This window comes from Aeromicrobium sp., from assembly GCF_047606445.1.
GTDB lineage: Bacteria > Actinomycetota > Actinomycetes > Propionibacteriales > Nocardioidaceae > Aeromicrobium.
Genome location: NZ_JASGEK010000056.1, coordinates 1 through 14,957, shown reverse-complemented (window position 1 = coordinate 14,957; position 14,957 = coordinate 1). Strand labels below are relative to the sequence as shown.

Annotated in this window: 14 protein-coding genes and 1 pseudogene; 3 read left to right on the top strand and 12 right to left on the bottom strand. The window is 71.3% G+C overall.

Annotated elements, in window-relative coordinates; all coding sequences use genetic code 11:
• Positions 1–28 precede the first annotated feature (28 nt).
• Together QM621_RS10435 and QM621_RS10430 are read right to left on the bottom strand one after the other, a co-directional pair.
• On the bottom strand, positions 29–700 hold the full coding sequence (locus QM621_RS10435) for a peptidylprolyl isomerase (RefSeq protein ID WP_414990316.1): 672 nt from the start codon (positions 698–700) through the stop codon (positions 29–31).
• A 65-nt stretch (positions 701–765) separates the two neighbouring features.
• Positions 766–2,925 (bottom strand): vWA domain-containing protein, encoded by a 2,160-nt coding sequence (locus tag QM621_RS10430; protein ID WP_414990315.1) that lies wholly within the window; start codon positions 2,923–2,925, stop codon positions 766–768.
• A gap of 99 nt (positions 2,926–3,024) precedes the next feature.
• Between QM621_RS10430 and QM621_RS10425 the strand changes: the two genes are divergently transcribed.
• The gene (locus QM621_RS10425; RefSeq protein ID WP_414990314.1) at positions 3,025–5,259 is read left to right on the top strand and encodes an ATP-binding protein; all 2,235 of its coding nucleotides are present in this window, start codon (positions 3,025–3,027) and stop codon (positions 5,257–5,259) included.
• On the opposite strand, the gene msrB is transcribed toward QM621_RS10425, so the two are convergent.
• Positions 5,222–5,623 carry a peptide-methionine (R)-S-oxide reductase MsrB gene (gene msrB, locus QM621_RS10420; protein ID WP_414990313.1) on the bottom strand — a complete coding sequence of 134 codons (402 nt, stop codon included), beginning with the start codon at positions 5,621–5,623 and terminating at the stop codon, positions 5,222–5,224. The two genes, QM621_RS10425 and msrB, sit on opposite strands and share 38 nt — an antisense overlap.
• Before the next feature lie 29 nt (positions 5,624–5,652).
• Between msrB and QM621_RS10415 the strand changes: the two genes are divergently transcribed.
• The gene (locus QM621_RS10415; protein WP_414990312.1) at positions 5,653–6,495 is read left to right on the top strand and encodes a PPK2 family polyphosphate kinase; all 843 of its coding nucleotides are present in this window, start codon (positions 5,653–5,655) and stop codon (positions 6,493–6,495) included.
• Positions 6,496–6,514: 19 nt separating this feature from the next.
• Here QM621_RS10415 and QM621_RS10410 read toward each other — a convergent pair whose 3' ends face one another.
• From QM621_RS10410 to QM621_RS10385, 6 genes are all read right to left on the bottom strand, one after another.
• A complete protein-coding gene (locus QM621_RS10410) occupies positions 6,515–7,279 on the bottom strand; it encodes a sirohydrochlorin chelatase (protein ID WP_414990311.1) in 765 nt (254 codons plus the stop codon).
• A gap of 187 nt (positions 7,280–7,466) precedes the next feature.
• Positions 7,467–9,149, bottom strand: a complete 1,683-nt coding sequence (locus QM621_RS10405) for a nitrite/sulfite reductase (protein ID WP_414990310.1) — start codon at positions 9,147–9,149, stop codon at positions 7,467–7,469.
• 305 nt (positions 9,150–9,454) lie between these two features.
• Complete coding sequence (locus QM621_RS10400; protein WP_414990309.1) at positions 9,455–9,889, bottom strand: TA system VapC family ribonuclease toxin; 435 nt, start codon at positions 9,887–9,889, stop codon at positions 9,455–9,457.
• Positions 9,876–10,136 (bottom strand): type II toxin-antitoxin system VapB family antitoxin, encoded by a 261-nt coding sequence (locus QM621_RS10395; protein ID WP_414990308.1) that lies wholly within the window; start codon positions 10,134–10,136, stop codon positions 9,876–9,878. Before QM621_RS10395 ends, QM621_RS10400 begins: the two co-directional genes overlap by 14 nt.
• Before the next feature lie 85 nt (positions 10,137–10,221).
• Positions 10,222–10,848, bottom strand: a complete 627-nt coding sequence (locus QM621_RS10390) for a hypothetical protein (RefSeq protein WP_414990307.1) — start codon at positions 10,846–10,848, stop codon at positions 10,222–10,224.
• Positions 10,849–12,495, bottom strand: a complete 1,647-nt coding sequence (locus QM621_RS10385) for an acyl-CoA dehydrogenase family protein (RefSeq protein ID WP_414990306.1) — start codon at positions 12,493–12,495, stop codon at positions 10,849–10,851.
• 17 nt (positions 12,496–12,512) lie between these two features.
• On the opposite strand from QM621_RS10385, the gene QM621_RS10380 reads away from it, so the two are divergent.
• Complete coding sequence (locus QM621_RS10380) at positions 12,513–13,532, top strand: YihY/virulence factor BrkB family protein (RefSeq protein ID WP_414990305.1); 1,020 nt, start codon at positions 12,513–12,515, stop codon at positions 13,530–13,532.
• Here QM621_RS10380 and QM621_RS10375 read toward each other — a convergent pair.
• The 3 genes and pseudogenes from QM621_RS10375 to QM621_RS10365 all read right to left on the bottom strand — a co-directional run.
• Positions 13,509–13,877: pseudogene (locus QM621_RS10375) on the bottom strand (YbaK/EbsC family protein); the annotation flags it as partial. The gene QM621_RS10380 and the pseudogene QM621_RS10375 sit on opposite strands and share 24 nt — an antisense overlap.
• Before the next feature lie 9 nt (positions 13,878–13,886).
• Positions 13,887–14,246, bottom strand: a complete 360-nt coding sequence (locus QM621_RS10370; RefSeq protein ID WP_414990304.1) for a YchJ family protein — start codon at positions 14,244–14,246, stop codon at positions 13,887–13,889.
• A 12-nt stretch (positions 14,247–14,258) separates the two neighbouring features.
• Positions 14,259–14,957, bottom strand: a 699-nt coding sequence (locus QM621_RS10365; RefSeq protein WP_414990303.1) for a hypothetical protein, incomplete at its 5' end; no start/stop codon positions are given.

Here is a 14,957-nt window from a genome sequence, read left to right as displayed (position 1 = left end):
TCAAAGAGGCACTTCAACGAGCCGGAACTCACGACACCGACGTGATGACGACCTCGGAGGCGGGGGCGACGCCGTCGGGGCCGTTGCCGTCGGCCTCGATGTCGCGGGCCACCTGGAGGCCGGCCGCGTCGACGGAGCCGAAGACGGTGTAGGCCGGGGGGAGGCCGCCGTCCTCCAACATGATGAAGAACTGCGAGCCGTTCGTGTCCGGGCCGGCGTTCGCCATGGCCAGGGTTCCAGCCGTGTACGTCTCGTCGCCGGTCAACTCGTCGGCGAAGCGGTAGCCCGGACCGCCCATGCCGGTCGCGCTCGGGTCGCCGCACTGCAGCACGAAGCCGGGGACGAGGCGGTGGCACTGGGTGTCGTCGAAGTACCCCTGCCCCGCCAGCGACACGAACGAGTTGACCGCGCACGGGGTGTTCTCGGCGTCGAGCGCGACCTTGATGTCACCGCGATTGGTGGAGATCGTCATCGCCTCCGCGCTCACCGGCTCCTCCGGCGGGAACTCCGCGTCCTTCGCGGCCTCGCCGTCAGGAATGTAGGAGCACGCCCCGTCAGCGGCCTCCGGCGACGCGGAGGCGTCGGAGTCGGAGCTCGCCTCGGAGGTCGGGTCCGGGTCGGGCGACTCCTCCGAGCCGCACGCGGTCAGCGCGAACAGGGACAACGACAGAACGAAGAGAAGCCGCACGAGAGAACGCATGTGCGTGAGCGTAGACAATGCCCCTCGCCGGACGCCAGGAACCCTCCGATGTGGTGACGTCACTCTCAGCGCGGCGGGACCAGCGACCCTGGGACCACGGGGTAACCGTCGGTGTACCACTCGCCACTGGCGATCTCGGTCTCCTCGCCGTCGTCGACGAAGACGAGACGCCAGTACTCGTCGTAGCCGCTGATGGTCTGCTCGATCCGGACCGCCTGCGTCGGGGTCTGCCAGTAGGTGATCTCGTGGTCGTCACCGACCTGGACGAACTCGTCGTCCTCCCACTCCCAGACCGAGAACGACGCGGGGTCGTCGATATAGGTGCAGTCCTCCTCGATCGCGACCACCAGCCGGTCGTCGGCCATATCGATGTCGCGCACGCAGACCGCGTCGCCGCCGTTGAAGCGGTCCGTGAGGTCGTCGAGCTCCCACTCCTGGTCGATTTCGCCGCGTTCCATGTCGATGGAGACGATGGCCTCCGGGTCGGCCGGCCCCTCGAAGGGGACGCCGTCGGCGTAGCGCACACCGAACACGGTGCGTCCGTCGGAAGAGGTCTCGAGCTCGGAGATGTGCTCGTCCTCGGCGAAGGTGGAGACCTCGCCGCCGGCGTCGACATGGACGAGCGCGTCGCCGGCGAGCTTGTCGCCGTCCCACCGCCGCTGCTCGACCACATGCGCGCCGTCCTGCTCGACCAGATAGACGAACATCGTGCCGTCGCCGAGTGTGGGCAGTGCCGTCTCGCCCGCTGTCTGGAACTGGCGGTCCCAACGATGGAGCAGCAGGGCGCTCTCGTTGATTGAGGAGAACCCGGAGCTGGTCGGGATGATCCGGTCGTCGGTGCGTCCGGGCAGCGCCCCGTCGACTCGCTCGCCGGTCCTCAGGTCGAGCGCCGCGTACGCGACCGTCGCGGCGTCGTACGACGAGAACGAGTCGCCCAGCAGGACGGTCGTGGCGTCGGAGCCGAACGCCAGGAACCCGGGAGCGGCCGAGAGGTCCTCCCCGCCGACATGCACGTGATCGGCGTCGTTCCCGGTGACCGCGTAGACGGGTGCCTCCCACTGGGCTCGCGGCAGACACAGGCACAGGATGATCTGGGTGATCTCGCCTTTCAGCTCGCCGGACTTCTTCGGGTCGAAGGTGATCTCGTAGCCGGTCCCGGCGTCGGGGTCGGCCTCGTAGACCACCGTGTTCTCGCCAGTCGGCGTCGAGGGCGCGTCGGCCAGCCCGTACAGCGCCTCCGCCTCGGCCACGTCGTCGCCGACGCCGATCCCGTCGATGGTGGTCATCTCCTTCCCACCTGCGACCACGCGCGTCACCACGCCGTCGGTGAAGACCAGCGTGCAGTCGACGTAGACGACCTCGACCGTGCCCTCCTTCTCGACCTTCGGGAACTTCTCGCCCGCGGCCTCGGCGGCGAGCGTCGCCTCCTCGACGCTCATGCCCGGACGCACCCCGCGATAGCCGGCCGACTGGATCGTCGAGGCCGCCCAGCCCGGATTCAACAGCGCCGGCAGACGGGCCGCCAACTGCGCCGGGTTCGCCGCGTCGAGGGCGAGTCCGTCGGTCGCGGCGGCCATGCAGTCGAGCTGCTCGGTCGCCAACGCGTTGCCCGCCGTCTTGAACCCGACGGTGTGCACGGTGATCCCGTCGAGGCTCTCGGCGACCTCGCAGGGGTCGGCGCCCAGCCCGTTCTTCCCGCAGTGGTCCTCGCCGTCGGACACGATCACAATCGCCCGCTCGCCGTCGTCGGGCAGCCCGTCGGCGGCCTGTTGCAGGGCCAACGCCATCGGCGTGAAACCGCTCGGCTCGACCTTCTCGACCGTCGCGGTGTACTCGTCTCGGTCCAACGGGCCGACCTCGATCAGCGTCGACACGTCCTCACAGCCGGCCGCGAGCTCCGCCTCGGACGTGCCGGTGCCCGTGCCATAGACCACCAACCCGAGCTCATGGCCGTCGGGCAGCGCCTCCACCAGACCCGTCACCGCCGCGCGCGCCGCGTCGAAACGGACGCCGGGCGCGTCGTCGGTCAGCATCGAGGCCGACGCGTCCAACACGATCATCGTCGGGATCGCGGGCACCTCGTCGAGCGCTCCCTCACCCGCCGCCCGCGTGTCGTCAGGCCGCGTGGCGAGCCAGACGACGCCCGCCACGACCAGCGCGACCGGCAACAGCGCCCCCGCCACCACCGCGACGAGCTTTCCAGGGGTCCACGTCCAGGTCGACATGGACCGACTGTAGTAGCGGCGACGCCTCGTGTCCTCCTTCACGAGAGGGGACTTCTCCCCCTAACGTTTCCGCGCGTCGAGGTGTTGAATGGTTGCGCGATGAGATCCGAACCCGAGAACGACGCACCTGGCCGCCGCCGCCGACTGGCGGCGTACTGCCGTCGTGCCATGGCGGTCTGGATGCTCGGCTGGATCGTGGCCGACGGGCTCGGATGGGGTTCGGTCGGCGACGCCCGGACCCCGGCGGCCTGGGCGCTCCACCTGTCGGTGACGGTCCTGTTGGTTTTCTCCGCGATCCATCTGCTGGCGCGTCCGGCGGTCGTCGTGCCGACCGTGCTGTCGCTGGCGGCGCTCGCGTTGACCGAGGTCGTCGGCCGCCTCGACACGCTGGCGGGCGTGTCCGTGGCCACCGGGTCGGCCGCACTGCCGATCTTCCTGATGGTCACGATGCTCGCGGTCTGCCTGCTGAGGGGCCGGGCGGCACTGCTGGCGGGCGGTCTCGCGGCGCTTCTCCACGGCGGCGCGACGTTGGTCCGGCCGAGTGCCGACACGCCGCTGCACGCCCTCGACGGCCTCGTGTTCACCAGTCTCACGGCGCTCGGCCTCGGCCTCGTCATGACGATGCTGCGCCGGGCGATCGTCCAGCTGGACGACGCCGAGGCCGCACGCGCGGCCACCCGCGCCATGCTCGACCGACGCGCCCGCGACCTGCGGGAGAGCGCCGAGGCGCGCCGGGTCCTGCACGACAAGGTCCTGCCGGCCTTCGCGCTCGCCGCCTGCGACCCGGCCGCCCCGGCCGACGCGGTGGCCGAGGCCGCCCGTCAGGCGCTCGACCAGTTCGGCGACCGCGCCACCTGGCACGAGTCCAGCTGGGAGGCCGGAGGCGTCGCCGTCGACGAGTCCTCGCTCGGCGCGATGCGCGCCCTGCCGCGCGACGTCGTGACGGCGATGATGGCGGCGACCGCCGAGGCGGTGCGCAACGCGCGGCGGCACGGCGGTGCGACCGAGGTCCGGGTACGGGCCGCCGCGTCGGCGCCGACGACCACCGTGCTGGAGATCGTCGACGACGGGCGGGGCTTCGACCCCTCGGCGCGCACCGGCATCGGCATCGAGCAGTCGATCCGCGGGCGTATGCGCGAGGTGGGCGGGTTCGTCGAGATCGACTCCGCGCCGGGGCGGGGAGCCACCGTGCTGCTCGGGTGGTCGGCCCACCAGGTCACACCGGTGCCGCCGCCCCCGGACGACGGGGGCGTGCCGACGGCGTGGGTCGGCATGGCCCGGTGGTACGCGGCGGCCTTCCTCCTGGCCGGGACGTGGCTCGCGCTGCGGTCGGTCGCCGAGCCGGGTCGTCTGTGGGTCACGGCGGCCTGCCTCGCCGCGATCTGGTTCGCCGTGCCGGTCGCGACCGGGCTGAGCCGCCGTGGCCGCGCCGGCCTCGCGACCGCCCTCCTGGCCCCGGCGTTGCTCGGCACGATGGCGGTCGGCCTGTGGCAGGTCTCGGTGATCACCTCGGCTTTCGTCGATCTGTGGGTCGTCGAGGTCGTGGCGGTGCCGCTGATGATCTGCGGGCTGTTCGTCTCACCGCGGTTCTCTGTGCTCGTCGGCTGTGTGTTCGCGGTCGTCATCGGCGTCTGGGCGGTGGCGGCATCCTCGGTGACGCCGTGGGAGAGCCTGGTGTTGGTGAAGACTCCGCTGCTGCAGCTCGGCGGGACTGCTGCTGCGGCGACCTATCTGAGGACGCTGCGTGGCTCGGTGATGTCGACTCAGGAACGCGTCGCCGAGGACGTGCTCGACGAGACGGGCGACGACTGTCCCGACCGTGTGGCCTGGTGGCTCCCCGCCGACGTCGAGGAGCGGGTGCGCGACGTGCTGCGACGGCTCGCCGCGCTGACCGAGGAGCCGGGGCCCGGCCTGGTACACGCCGCGACGCTCGTCGACCAGGAGATCCGCGACCGTATCGTCACCGGCGACCTCTTGTCGTCCGCAGTACACGACGCGCTGCGCGAGCTACGGGAACGAGGGGCCGTCGTCGTGCTCCAAGGGCCGGCGGCGCCGTTCCTGATCGACCCGGTCGTCGAGCGGACGCTGATCGGGCTGCCACGGGCGGAACGCCGGGTGCTGGTCACGCTGCCGACGGCGGAGCGTCGCGCTCTGACGGTCGTGTTCGTTCCCGCGCTCGACCCGCCAGACCTCGTCGTCCTGCTGACCCAGGCGCAGGAGCGGGAGGAGGTCGAGGTCTACCACGACGAGGACTCGACCGAGCTGATCGTCGCTATGCCGGGCGGGGGGGGGTGGCTCAAACGCCGGGCCGCAGTCGTAACGCGACGCCGTTGACGCAGTACCGCTGATCGGTCGGCGTCGGAAAGCCCTCGCCCTCGAAGAGGTGGCCCAGGTGTGAGCCGCACGTCGCGCAGCGCACCTCGGTGCGGACCCGGCCCATCGAGCGGTCCTCGACGTACTCGACGCGGTCCTCGGAGAGCGGGGCGTAGAAGGCGGGCCAGCCGCAGTGCGCGTCGAACTTCGTCTCGCTGCGGAACAGCTCCGCGCCGCAGCCGCGGCACTCGTACACGCCGACCGTCGGATCGGTCTCGTAAGGATGGCTGAACGGCCGCTCGGTGCCCGCCTGCCGCAGCACGTGGTATTCGGCGGCGGTCAGCTCGGCGCGCCACTGCTCGTCGGACTTCTCGACCTGGTGCATGAGCCCACTGTATTGCCATACTGCGACCCATGACGATTCCCCTGAGCGACCTGCTCCGCCACCTCGGCCCGGTCGACCTGTCCGCGGTCGACGCCCGCTCCACGCCCGGCTTCGACGGCGGCAAAGACGACGCGAAGGCGGCGCTCGGCGCGCTCGGCCCGGAGCTGGCCGACCTGCAGGAGCGATTGCACGCGGGCGGGCGCGCCGAGACCACCGACCGCTCGGTCCTGCTCGTGCTGCAAGGTATGGACACTGCGGGCAAGGGCGGAACGATCAGCACCGTCGCCGGACTCGTCGACCCGCAGGGCCTCGCCCTGGCCTCCTTCGGCAAGCCGACGCCCGAGGAGTTGGAGCACGACTTCCTGTGGCGGGTCGAGCGCCGTCTCCCGACCGCCGGACAGATCGGGATCTTCGACCGGTCCCACTACGAGGACGTGCTGATCGGTAGGGTGCGCCAGCTGGCCGAGCCCGCTGAGATCGAACGGCGCTACGACGCGATCAACGACTTCGAGCGACGGTTCACCGACCACGGGGGAGTGGTTGTCAAGTGTCTGCTGCACATCGACCGCGACGTGCAGGCCGAGCGGCTGCGCGCCCGGTTGGAGGACCCCACGAAGTACTGGAAGTACAACCCGGGCGACATCGACGAGCGGGCCTTCTGGGACGACTACCAGCGCGCCTACGAGATCGCCGTCGAACGCTGCTCGACCGAGGCCGCGCCGTGGCACATCGTCCCGGCGGGTCGCAAGTGGTACCGCAACTGGGCTGTCGCGACCCTGCTCGCCGAGACCTTGCGCGGCCTCGACCTCGCCTGGCCGCCCGCCGACTTCGACCCGCAGGCGGAGCTGGCGAGGCTGGAGGCCGACACCTGAGCGCCGGCCTCCAACGCCGTCAGACCCCTGCGAAGAGGTTGTCGAGCGAGACCAGGTCGACCGCGCCGACGGCGTAACGGGCGAGGATGATCGAGGCCACCTCGTCGTCGACGCCCAGCGGCTCGGCGACCGCCACGGCGCCGGCCTCGAAGGCGAGTTCCTTGACTCGGTCGGGAAGCTGGCCCGGCGCGAGGAAGAGCATGCCGACGGCGATGTGACGACGGCCGTCTGCGCGGTGGGCGCGCACCGCCTCGCCGGCCGCCGGGGGCACGCTCGACGCGAACGCCGCGATGGTCGGCAGCTTGTGGTGGTGGCCCCAGGCGCGGGCGGCGCGGGCGATGGCCGCGTTGGCGACCGGGTCGGTCGAGCCGGCCCCGGCCAGCACCAGCGCGTCGAGCTCGCGCACCCGGCGTGCCTTCAGCGCCTCGCGCAGGCGCTTGTCGAGCACCTTGAACAGCGCGCCCTCGATGCCGAGCACCTTGGTCGTCTGGATGCGGACGCCCTCGTGACGCTCGGCCGCCGCCGCGACGACCGCGGGCACGTCGTACTTCGCGTGGTACGCCTCGGTCAGCAGCAGCGGCACCACGACGATCTCGGAGTGCCCCTCGGCCACCAGCCGGTCGACGACGGCGTCGAGGCTCGGCTCGTTGTGGTCGAGGAAGGCCGGAGCCACGCGGAGGTCGGGACGCATGCACGCGACCGCCTCCGTCAGGGCTGTGATGGTGCGGGCCGACCGCGGGTCGCGGCTGCCATGCGCCAGTGCGATGAGTGCGGGTGCGCTCATGCTGTCCTCCTTTCATTGGGCTCGGCCCCCGGTTGGGGCGCGATGCTGTGGGGATTGAGCTGTCCGATGAAGCTGAGCTTGAAAGCGCGCAGACAGCTGCGGCACTCCCAGGCCCCGTGGGCCTCGCCGTGCGGGCGCAGGTCCTCGTCGGCGCAGTAGGGGCAGTGGAACGGGACCGCCCGGCCGCTCACCTGAGGGCCGCCTCGTCGGCGCGGGCGACCCATTGGGCGAAGGTCTCCGCCTCCTCTCGCTCCTCCAGGTAGCCGAGGGTCAGCCGCTCGACGTACTCCGGCAGCTGGTCGGCGGTCACCTTGTGGGCGCGCAGCTTGCGGCCGAAGCCGGCCTCCAGGCCGAGCCCGCCGCCCAGGTGCACCTGGAAGCCCTCGACCTGCTCGCCCTCGTCGTTGAGCACCAACTGGCCCTTGAGGCCGATGTCGGCGGTCTGGATGCGGGCGCAGGAGTTCGGGCAGCCGTTGAGGTTGATCGTGATCGGCGCGTCGAGCGTCGGCAGCCGGTCCTCCATCGTGCCGATGAGGTCGGCGGCGCGCTGCTTCGTCTCGACGATGGCGAGCTTGCAGTACTCGATGCCGGTGCAGGCCATCGTGTTGCGACGCCACTGCGAGGGCCGGCCGCGCAGGCCGATGGCGTCCATCGCCTCGATCAGCGACTCGACCCGGTCCTCGGCGACGTCGAGGACGATCAGCTTCTGCATCGGCGTCAGCGCGACCCGGCCGGAGCCGTGCGCCTCGACGACGTCGGCGATCTGGGCCAGCAGCGTGCCCGACACGCGCCCGACGGTGTTGGCGAAGCCGACGTAGTAGTTGCCGTCGACCTGCCGGTGCGCGCCGACGTGGTCGACCGGCGTCGCCGGGACCTCGGGGGCCTCCAGGTCGATCAGCGGGCGCTTCAGGTACTCGGTCTCCAGCACCTCGCGGAACTTCTCGACGCCCCAGTCGGCGACGAGGAACTTCAAGCGGGCGCGGGCGCGCAGGCGGCGGTAGCCGTAGTCGCGGAAGATGCTGACGACGCCCTCCCACACCTCGGGCACCTCGTCGATCGGCACCCAGGCGCCGACCCGCTGGGCCAGCATCGGGTTGGTCGACAGGCCCCCGCCGACCCACAGGTCGAAGCCGGGGCCGTGCTCGGGGTGGACCGCGCCGATGAAGGCGATGTCGTTGATCTGCGGCACCACGTCGTGGCCGGGATGGCCGCTGATCGCGCTCTTGAACTTGCGCGGCAGGTTGGAGAAGGCGCGGTCGCCGATGTAGCGGCTCTCGATGGCGTCGATGGCGGGGCGGCCGTCGATCAGCTCGTCGGCCGAGACGCCTGCCACGGGGCTGCCGAGGATGACGCGCGGGCAGTCGCCGCAGGCCTCCTGGGTGGACAGTCCGACCGACTCCAGGCGCTCCCAGATCGTCGGCACGTCGACCACGTCGATCCAGTGGTACTGGACGTTCTGCCGGTCGGTGAGGTCGGCGGTGTCGCGCGCGAACTCGGTCGAGATGCCCGCGATGGTCCGCAGCTGCTCCAGGTTCAGCTGGCCGCCGTCGACGCGCACGCGCATCATGAAGTAGCGGTCGTCCAGCTCCTCGGGCTCCAGAGTCGCGGTCTTGCCGCCGTCGATGCCGGGCTTGCGCTGGGTGTACAGGCCCCACCAGCGGAACCGGCCGCGCAGGTCGCCGGGGTCGATGCTGTCGAAGCCGCGGCGGGAGTAGATGTTCTCGATGCGCGCGCGGACGTTGAGCGGGTTGTCGTCCTTCTTGGACTGCTCGTTCGCGTTGAGCGGTTCGCGGTAGCCGAGCGCCCACTGCCCCTCTCCGCGCTTCTTGCGCGGACGGCGGGCGGGACGGGTGGAAGGCGGCGGGGCCATGGGATTCCTCACAGGCGGCAGCGCGCGGTGAGGCCGCAGGTCGCGGCGGTCACCGCGCGCCCGGACGAAAAGGGGTCAACGGGGCGCGGGTCGGCGACACATCATCGAACGCGCACGGCCCAGGTCCACGTGGAGACGCTCCACGAGCCAGACGGGGTGCGCGATCAGCATGTGAACGAGTTTGGCGATTCGTGTCGATTCAACCAAACTGAGTTCTCGAATAGTGGACAGTGCGTCCACGTTGTGGACGAGTGGTGTGTTCCAGCCTGGAATGACGTAGATCTCTGTGCCCTGTGTCACAGGGGTCACGTCACGAGGGGGTCGAGTGTCCGCAGGGCGTCGAACCGGCGGAACCCCCGGTCCCTGGTGACGAACGTGGCGCCGACCTCGATGGACAAGGAGGCCAGGTAGGCGTCGGGAATGTCGTTGCCGCGAAGTCGGTGACCGCGCACGAGATCGCCGAAAACAGCCCAGTGGCGTGGACCGGGGCGGACCACCTGGACGACCGGCGCGGCCAGCAACGCGTCGGCGAACTGCATGAACTGCTCGGGAGTCGTCGCGGTGGCGAAGACGCCGGGTCGGGTGACGATGCGTGCGGCGGCGGACAGCACCAGTTCGGAGATTCCGATCGTCTCGTGCGCGTTCAGCTGTTGCTCGAACCAGTCGGCCACCGCCTCCGCCTGGGCGTCGGCGTCGGGCCGCAGGGCGTGGATGAGGATGTTGACATCAGGAAAGAGCATGGGTCTCGTCGCTCAGCAGTTCCTCGATCTGGTCCTTGTCGTACAGGTCGACGCCCTCGCGCAGTCCGGGGCGTTCGTAGGAGAAGCGGGGCAGGCGCACGGGAGTCGCTGAGCTGGCCTCCGCCTGATCGAGGAGGAGGCGGCGCAGCGCGTCCTCGATCACCGAGCCGATGGTCCGGTGTGAGCGCGCGGCGAGTTGTTTGGTCTCGGCGAGGAGTTGGTCGTCGATGGTAATGGTGGTGCGCATGGCGGAATTTTAACATCAGAGAACTGATGTTTTGATGCACTCGTGTGGTTCGCGCAGCGGTTGCAGGGCTCCGGCTCGTTGACGCTCACTCCTGCTGCGGCAGGAGCAGGCTGACGGCGTAGCTGCCGAGCACGGTTCCGGCGAGGGCCGCGGCGACGAGCGTGCCTGCGACCGGCCAGGTCAGCATGCCGGCGGTGGCCAGGCCGAGAGTCGCGGCGGGGTGGAAGGCGGCGAGCAGGCCGATGGAGCCGAGGCCGCCGGAGAGGAGCGCCGGGACCGCGCCGAGCGCGGCGGGCCCGTTGCCGTCGACCGCCAGCACCACCCAGGCCGTGACGACGCCGACGAGCAGGCCGACCGCGCCGGCGGCCGCGAGCGACGGCGAGCCGACCAGCAAGGTCGGGCCGAGGTCGTCCTCGAACGCCTTCGCGGCCGCGCCGATCCCCACCGCGACGACCGCCTGCGCGGCGAGCATGGGCAGCAGATTCCCCCATGAGGCGCGGCGGACCAGGCCGAGCGCGACGCCCGGCAGCGTGCCGGCGACGTCGAGGCCGCTGGCCTCCTCGGTCGACGACAGCGTCGCGTACCAGGCGAGCAGCCCGGCGACGGCGGCGACGGCCGCCACCGCGAGGGCGGGGTCGGCGGCCCGGAGGGCGACGAGGGCGGTCAGGGTGAGGACGGCGCTGTGCAGCGCGGCCGAGGCGAGGGGACGCATTCAGGCTCCAGTCGGGGTCGTGCGCTGGACGATCGTGGACAGGTCGAGACCACGGGGCAGCGTGCCGAAGACGCCCGCCCAGTCGCCGCCCAGCCGGGACGCGCAGAAGGCGTCGGCGACCGACGGATGGCCGTGGCGGATCAACAGCGACGCCTGCAGGACGACCGCCATCCGGCTGGCGATGCGGCGCGCCCGCCACTCGATGCCGTCGAGGTCGGCCAGGTCGTCGAGCACCTCGGTCACGGCGGCGTCGAGCCGCGCGTCGAGGCCGCGCACGAGCCCGACCTCGGTCAGCCAGGCGTCGAGGCTGGCGGGCTCGCGCTGCAGGGCGCGCAGCACGTCGAGCGCGTTGACGTTGCCGCTGCCCTCCCAGATCGAGTTGAGCGGCGACTCGCGGAACAGCAGCGGCATGCCGGACTCCTCGACGTAGCCGTTGCCGCCGAGGCACTCCAGCGCCTCGGCGGCGAGGAACGGCGTGCGCTTGCAGACCCAGAACTTCGCCAGCGCCGAGGCGATCCGGCGCAGCGCCTGCTCGTGCGGGTCGTCGGCGCGGTCGAGGGCCGCCGCGATCCGCAGGCCCAGCAGCGTCGCCGCCTCGCTCTCGACCGCGAGGTCGGCGAGCACGTTGATCATCGCGGGCTGGTCGGCCAGCGTCGCGCCGAAGGCCGCCCGGCGCCCGGCGTGCCAGGACGCCTCGCTGACCGCCTTGCGCATGAGCCCCGCCGAGCCGAGCACGCAGTCCATGCGGGTGGCCGAGACCATCTCGATGATCGTGCGGATGCCGCGCCCCTCCTCGCCGAGCCGATAGCCGACCGTGTCGTCGAACTCCAGCTCAGCGGAGGCGTTCGACCGGTTGCCGAGCTTGTCCTTCAACCGGACGATCGAGAACGGGTTGCGCGAGCCGTCGGGCAGCACCCGCGGCACGACGAAGCAGGTCACGCCCCCCTCGGCCTGCGCCAGCACCAGGAACACGTCGTTCATCGGCGCGGAGGTGAACCACTTGTGGCCGCGCAGCAGGTACTCCCCGTCGGTTCCGGTCGGACGAGCCTGCGTGACGTTCGTGCGCAGGTCGGAGCCGCCCTGCTTCTCGGTCATGCCCATGCCGGCGAGCAGTCCGGCCTTCCCGGCGGGCGCCCGCAGGCCGAAGTCGTAGGCGGTCGAGGCGAGGCCGGGCGTCCAGGCGTCGGCGAGGCCTTCGTCGGCGCGCAGCGCGGGGATCACCGCGTAGGTCATCGTGATCGGGCACATGTGGCCCGGCTCGACCTGGCTCCACGCCACGAACCCGGCCGACCGGCGCAGATGCGCCGACGGCTCGCCCGACGTCCAGGGCGCGGCGGTCAGCCCGAAGCCGACGCCGCGCTCCATCAGCCAGTGCCACGACGGATGGAAGTCGACCTCGTCGACCCGGTTCCCGAAGCGGTCGACGGTCCGCAGTGTCGGCTCGTGGGCGTTCGCGGCCATGCCGTGCTCGCGCGCCTCGGCCGACCCGGCCAGCCGTCCCAGCTCGGCGAGCGAGCCGAGGACGGTCTCGGCGTTGTCGCCGCCGAGCGCGCGCACGGCGTCGGTCAGCGCGGCGTCCTCGGCCACGACATCGTAGCCGGTCAGCGGCACGGCTTGGTTCGCAGGTCGTCGTTGACGCGGGTCCATACCGATACGGTAGGCCCATGTCGGCCGTCCGCGGAGGCTGGCCGGACTTCGTGCTGCAAGCGCCGAAGGTCACGGCCCACGCCTTCTCCAACTGCTTCCGCAACCGGGTCACCGGCCTCGCGGCGGAGGCGGCCTTCTTCGCCATCTTGTCGCTGCCCCCGCTGATCTTCGGCCTCGCCGGCAGCATCGGATTCATCGCCGACCGCTACCAGGTGACGCAGGTCGCGGTGCTCAAGGACCGCGTCATCGAGCTGGCCTCCCGCGCGCTGACCGACAGCACCGTCGACGCGGTCATCGCGCCGACGCTCGACGAGGTGCTGGGCGGCGGCCGTTTCGACGTCGTCTCGGTCGGCTTCCTGCTCGCGCTGTGGTCGGGTTCGCGGGCGCTCAACGTCTTCATCGACACCATCACGATCATGTACGGCCTCGGCGGCGTGCGCGGCATCGTCAAGACGCGGGCGCTGTCGTTCACGCTCTACGTGGTGGCGCTGGTCATCGGCATCGTGCTCGTCCCGCTGGTGCTGGCCGGGCCCGACGTGGTCTCCGCGATCACGCCCGGGCCGGTGCGCTTCCTGACCGAGCTGTACTGGCCGACGGTGCTGCTGCTGTCGGTGGGCTTCCTCTGCACGCTCTACCACCTGGCCGTGCCGGTGCGCAAGAGCTGGCGGTCGGGGCTGCCGGGCGCCTTCTTCACCGTCGGCATGTGGCTGTCCGGCTCGTACCTGGTGCGCTGGGTGCTCGGCTGGACGGCCGGCGGCACGTCGATCTACGGCCCGCTGGCCGCGCCCATCGCGGTCCTGCTGCTGCTCTACGTCCTGTCGATCTCGGTGCTGATCGGCGCCGCCGTCAACGCCGCCTACGACGAGCTGCGGCACCCCGAGGACCGGCCGCCGAGCTGGTGGGCCCGCTACCGGTCATCGCGTGACCGCGACCCAGCCGTCGGCGCCGCTGATCCGCTCGAGGTCGTCGAGGGCGAGCTCGATGGCCGAGCTGGGGGAGCCGCAGGCGGGGAAGACGGTCGCGAAACGGCGCAGTGACTCATCGAGCCGGACGACCGTGCCCGGCGGGTTGGCGAACGGGCAGACGCCGCCGACGGGATGCCCGGTGAGCCGTTCGACGTCCTCGGCCCGCACCATCTGCGCCTTGCGTCCGAAGGTCAGCTTGTAGGCGGCGTTGTCGATACGGGCGTCCCCGGCGGCCACCACGAGGACGCAGGTGTCGGGGTCGTCGGATCGCAGCGCGATGGTCTTGGCGATGCGGGCGGGCTCCACGCCGAGTGCCGCGGCGGCCAGCTCGACGGTGGCGCTGGAGGCCTCCGGGACGATGACGTCGCCGTCGCGTCCGAAGGCGGCGAGATGGGCGCGGACCGTGTCGAGGGGCATGGCGCGATGCTAGGCGGTGACCCCTTCGAGGTAGAACCAGAGGCCGTCCTCGCGGAGGAAGCGGCTGGTCTCGTGCAGGCGGCCGGGGCCGTCGGGGGAGCGGAAGAAGGCGGTGAACTCCACGAGGGCCGTCTCCGCGCGGTGCACGTCGAGTCGGGTCCAGCGCAGGGAGTCGTCGAGGTCGAGCGCGGCCGGCCTGGTCGAGGGGTGCCAAGTGCGCAACAGGTGGGCGGCGTCGCCGAGTGCGAAGGCGGTGAAGCGCGAGCGCATCAGCCGCTCAGCGGTCGTCGCGGCGGCGTGGTCGGCGAGCGCCGGACCACAGCAGGCGTCGAGGGGCTGGCCGCTGGTGCAGGGGCATCGTGCGCTCACCCGCGCACTGTCTCACGCGCCGGGGTGGCTGAGGGTGGGGGTGGCGTGGGTGATGGTGAGGGGGGTGGGTGTTCCGGGGATGGTGATGGGGGTGTTGAGGGTTTCCTCTGGTCCGTCGTCGATGTGGTAGGTGACGGTGTAGGCGACGTCGACGGAGGGGTGGATGGGTGTGTCGGTGGTGGTTGTGTAGGTGTGGGTGACGTCGTGGTGGGGGTAGGGGTGTCCGGGGGTGGTGGTGGTGTGGTGGGTGCCGTCGCCGTGGTTCCAGGTGTAGCTCGATGGGGTGGCGGTGAGGGTGATGGTGTGGCCGAGGAGTTCGAGTTGGTGGGTGTGGGGTTGTGCGGTGGTGGTGTAGAGGATGGTGGGGATGCCGGTGAGGGTGGTGCCGCCGGGTGGTTGGAGGGTGAGGTGGGCTGGCGGGAGGGGGAGGGTCCGGGCGGTTTGTTCGATGTGGGCGGGGAGGTTGGCGGTGGCCGGTGGTGTGGGGGTGTCGGGGGTGTCGCAGCGGGTGGGTGCGATGGCGCATAGGTGGTCGAGGACGAACTGCATGACGCATGCGGGGTGGGGTGCGGCGAGGGTGTCGAGGGGGTCGCCGATCGCGCAGGCGAGTGCGAGGGGTCGTGTGGTGGCGGTGGCGGGTGTGGTGTTCTGGTTGGTGGTGTTGGTCCAGGGTCTGCTTGGGGTGGACCAGGCCTTGCCGGGCGTGTAACG

What these genes read in the sequence shown, in the direction of transcription:
- QM621_RS10435 (WP_414990316.1), bottom strand. Translation starts at nt 700, where the DNA reads ATGCGTTCTCTCGTGCGGCTTCTCTTCGTTCTGTCGTTGTCCCTGTTC.
- QM621_RS10430 (WP_414990315.1), bottom strand. Translation starts at nt 2,925, where the DNA reads ATGTCGACCTGGACGTGGACCCCTGGAAAGCTCGTCGCGGTGGTGGCG.
- QM621_RS10425 (WP_414990314.1), top strand. Translation starts at nt 3,025, where the DNA reads ATGAGATCCGAACCCGAGAACGACGCACCTGGCCGCCGCCGCCGACTG.
- msrB (WP_414990313.1), bottom strand. Translation starts at nt 5,623, where the DNA reads ATGCACCAGGTCGAGAAGTCCGACGAGCAGTGGCGCGCCGAGCTGACC.
- QM621_RS10415 (WP_414990312.1), top strand. Translation starts at nt 5,653, where the DNA reads ATGACGATTCCCCTGAGCGACCTGCTCCGCCACCTCGGCCCGGTCGAC.
- QM621_RS10410 (WP_414990311.1), bottom strand. Translation starts at nt 7,279, where the DNA reads ATGAGCGCACCCGCACTCATCGCACTGGCGCATGGCAGCCGCGACCCG.
- QM621_RS10405 (WP_414990310.1), bottom strand. Translation starts at nt 9,149, where the DNA reads ATGGCCCCGCCGCCTTCCACCCGTCCCGCCCGCCGTCCGCGCAAGAAG.
- QM621_RS10400 (WP_414990309.1), bottom strand. Translation starts at nt 9,889, where the DNA reads ATGCTCTTTCCTGATGTCAACATCCTCATCCACGCCCTGCGGCCCGAC.
- QM621_RS10395 (WP_414990308.1), bottom strand. Translation starts at nt 10,136, where the DNA reads ATGCGCACCACCATTACCATCGACGACCAACTCCTCGCCGAGACCAAA.
- QM621_RS10390 (WP_414990307.1), bottom strand. Translation starts at nt 10,848, where the DNA reads ATGCGTCCCCTCGCCTCGGCCGCGCTGCACAGCGCCGTCCTCACCCTG.
- QM621_RS10385 (WP_414990306.1), bottom strand. Translation starts at nt 12,495, where the DNA reads ATGGACCCGCGTCAACGACGACCTGCGAACCAAGCCGTGCCGCTGACC.
- QM621_RS10380 (WP_414990305.1), top strand. Translation starts at nt 12,513, where the DNA reads ATGTCGGCCGTCCGCGGAGGCTGGCCGGACTTCGTGCTGCAAGCGCCG.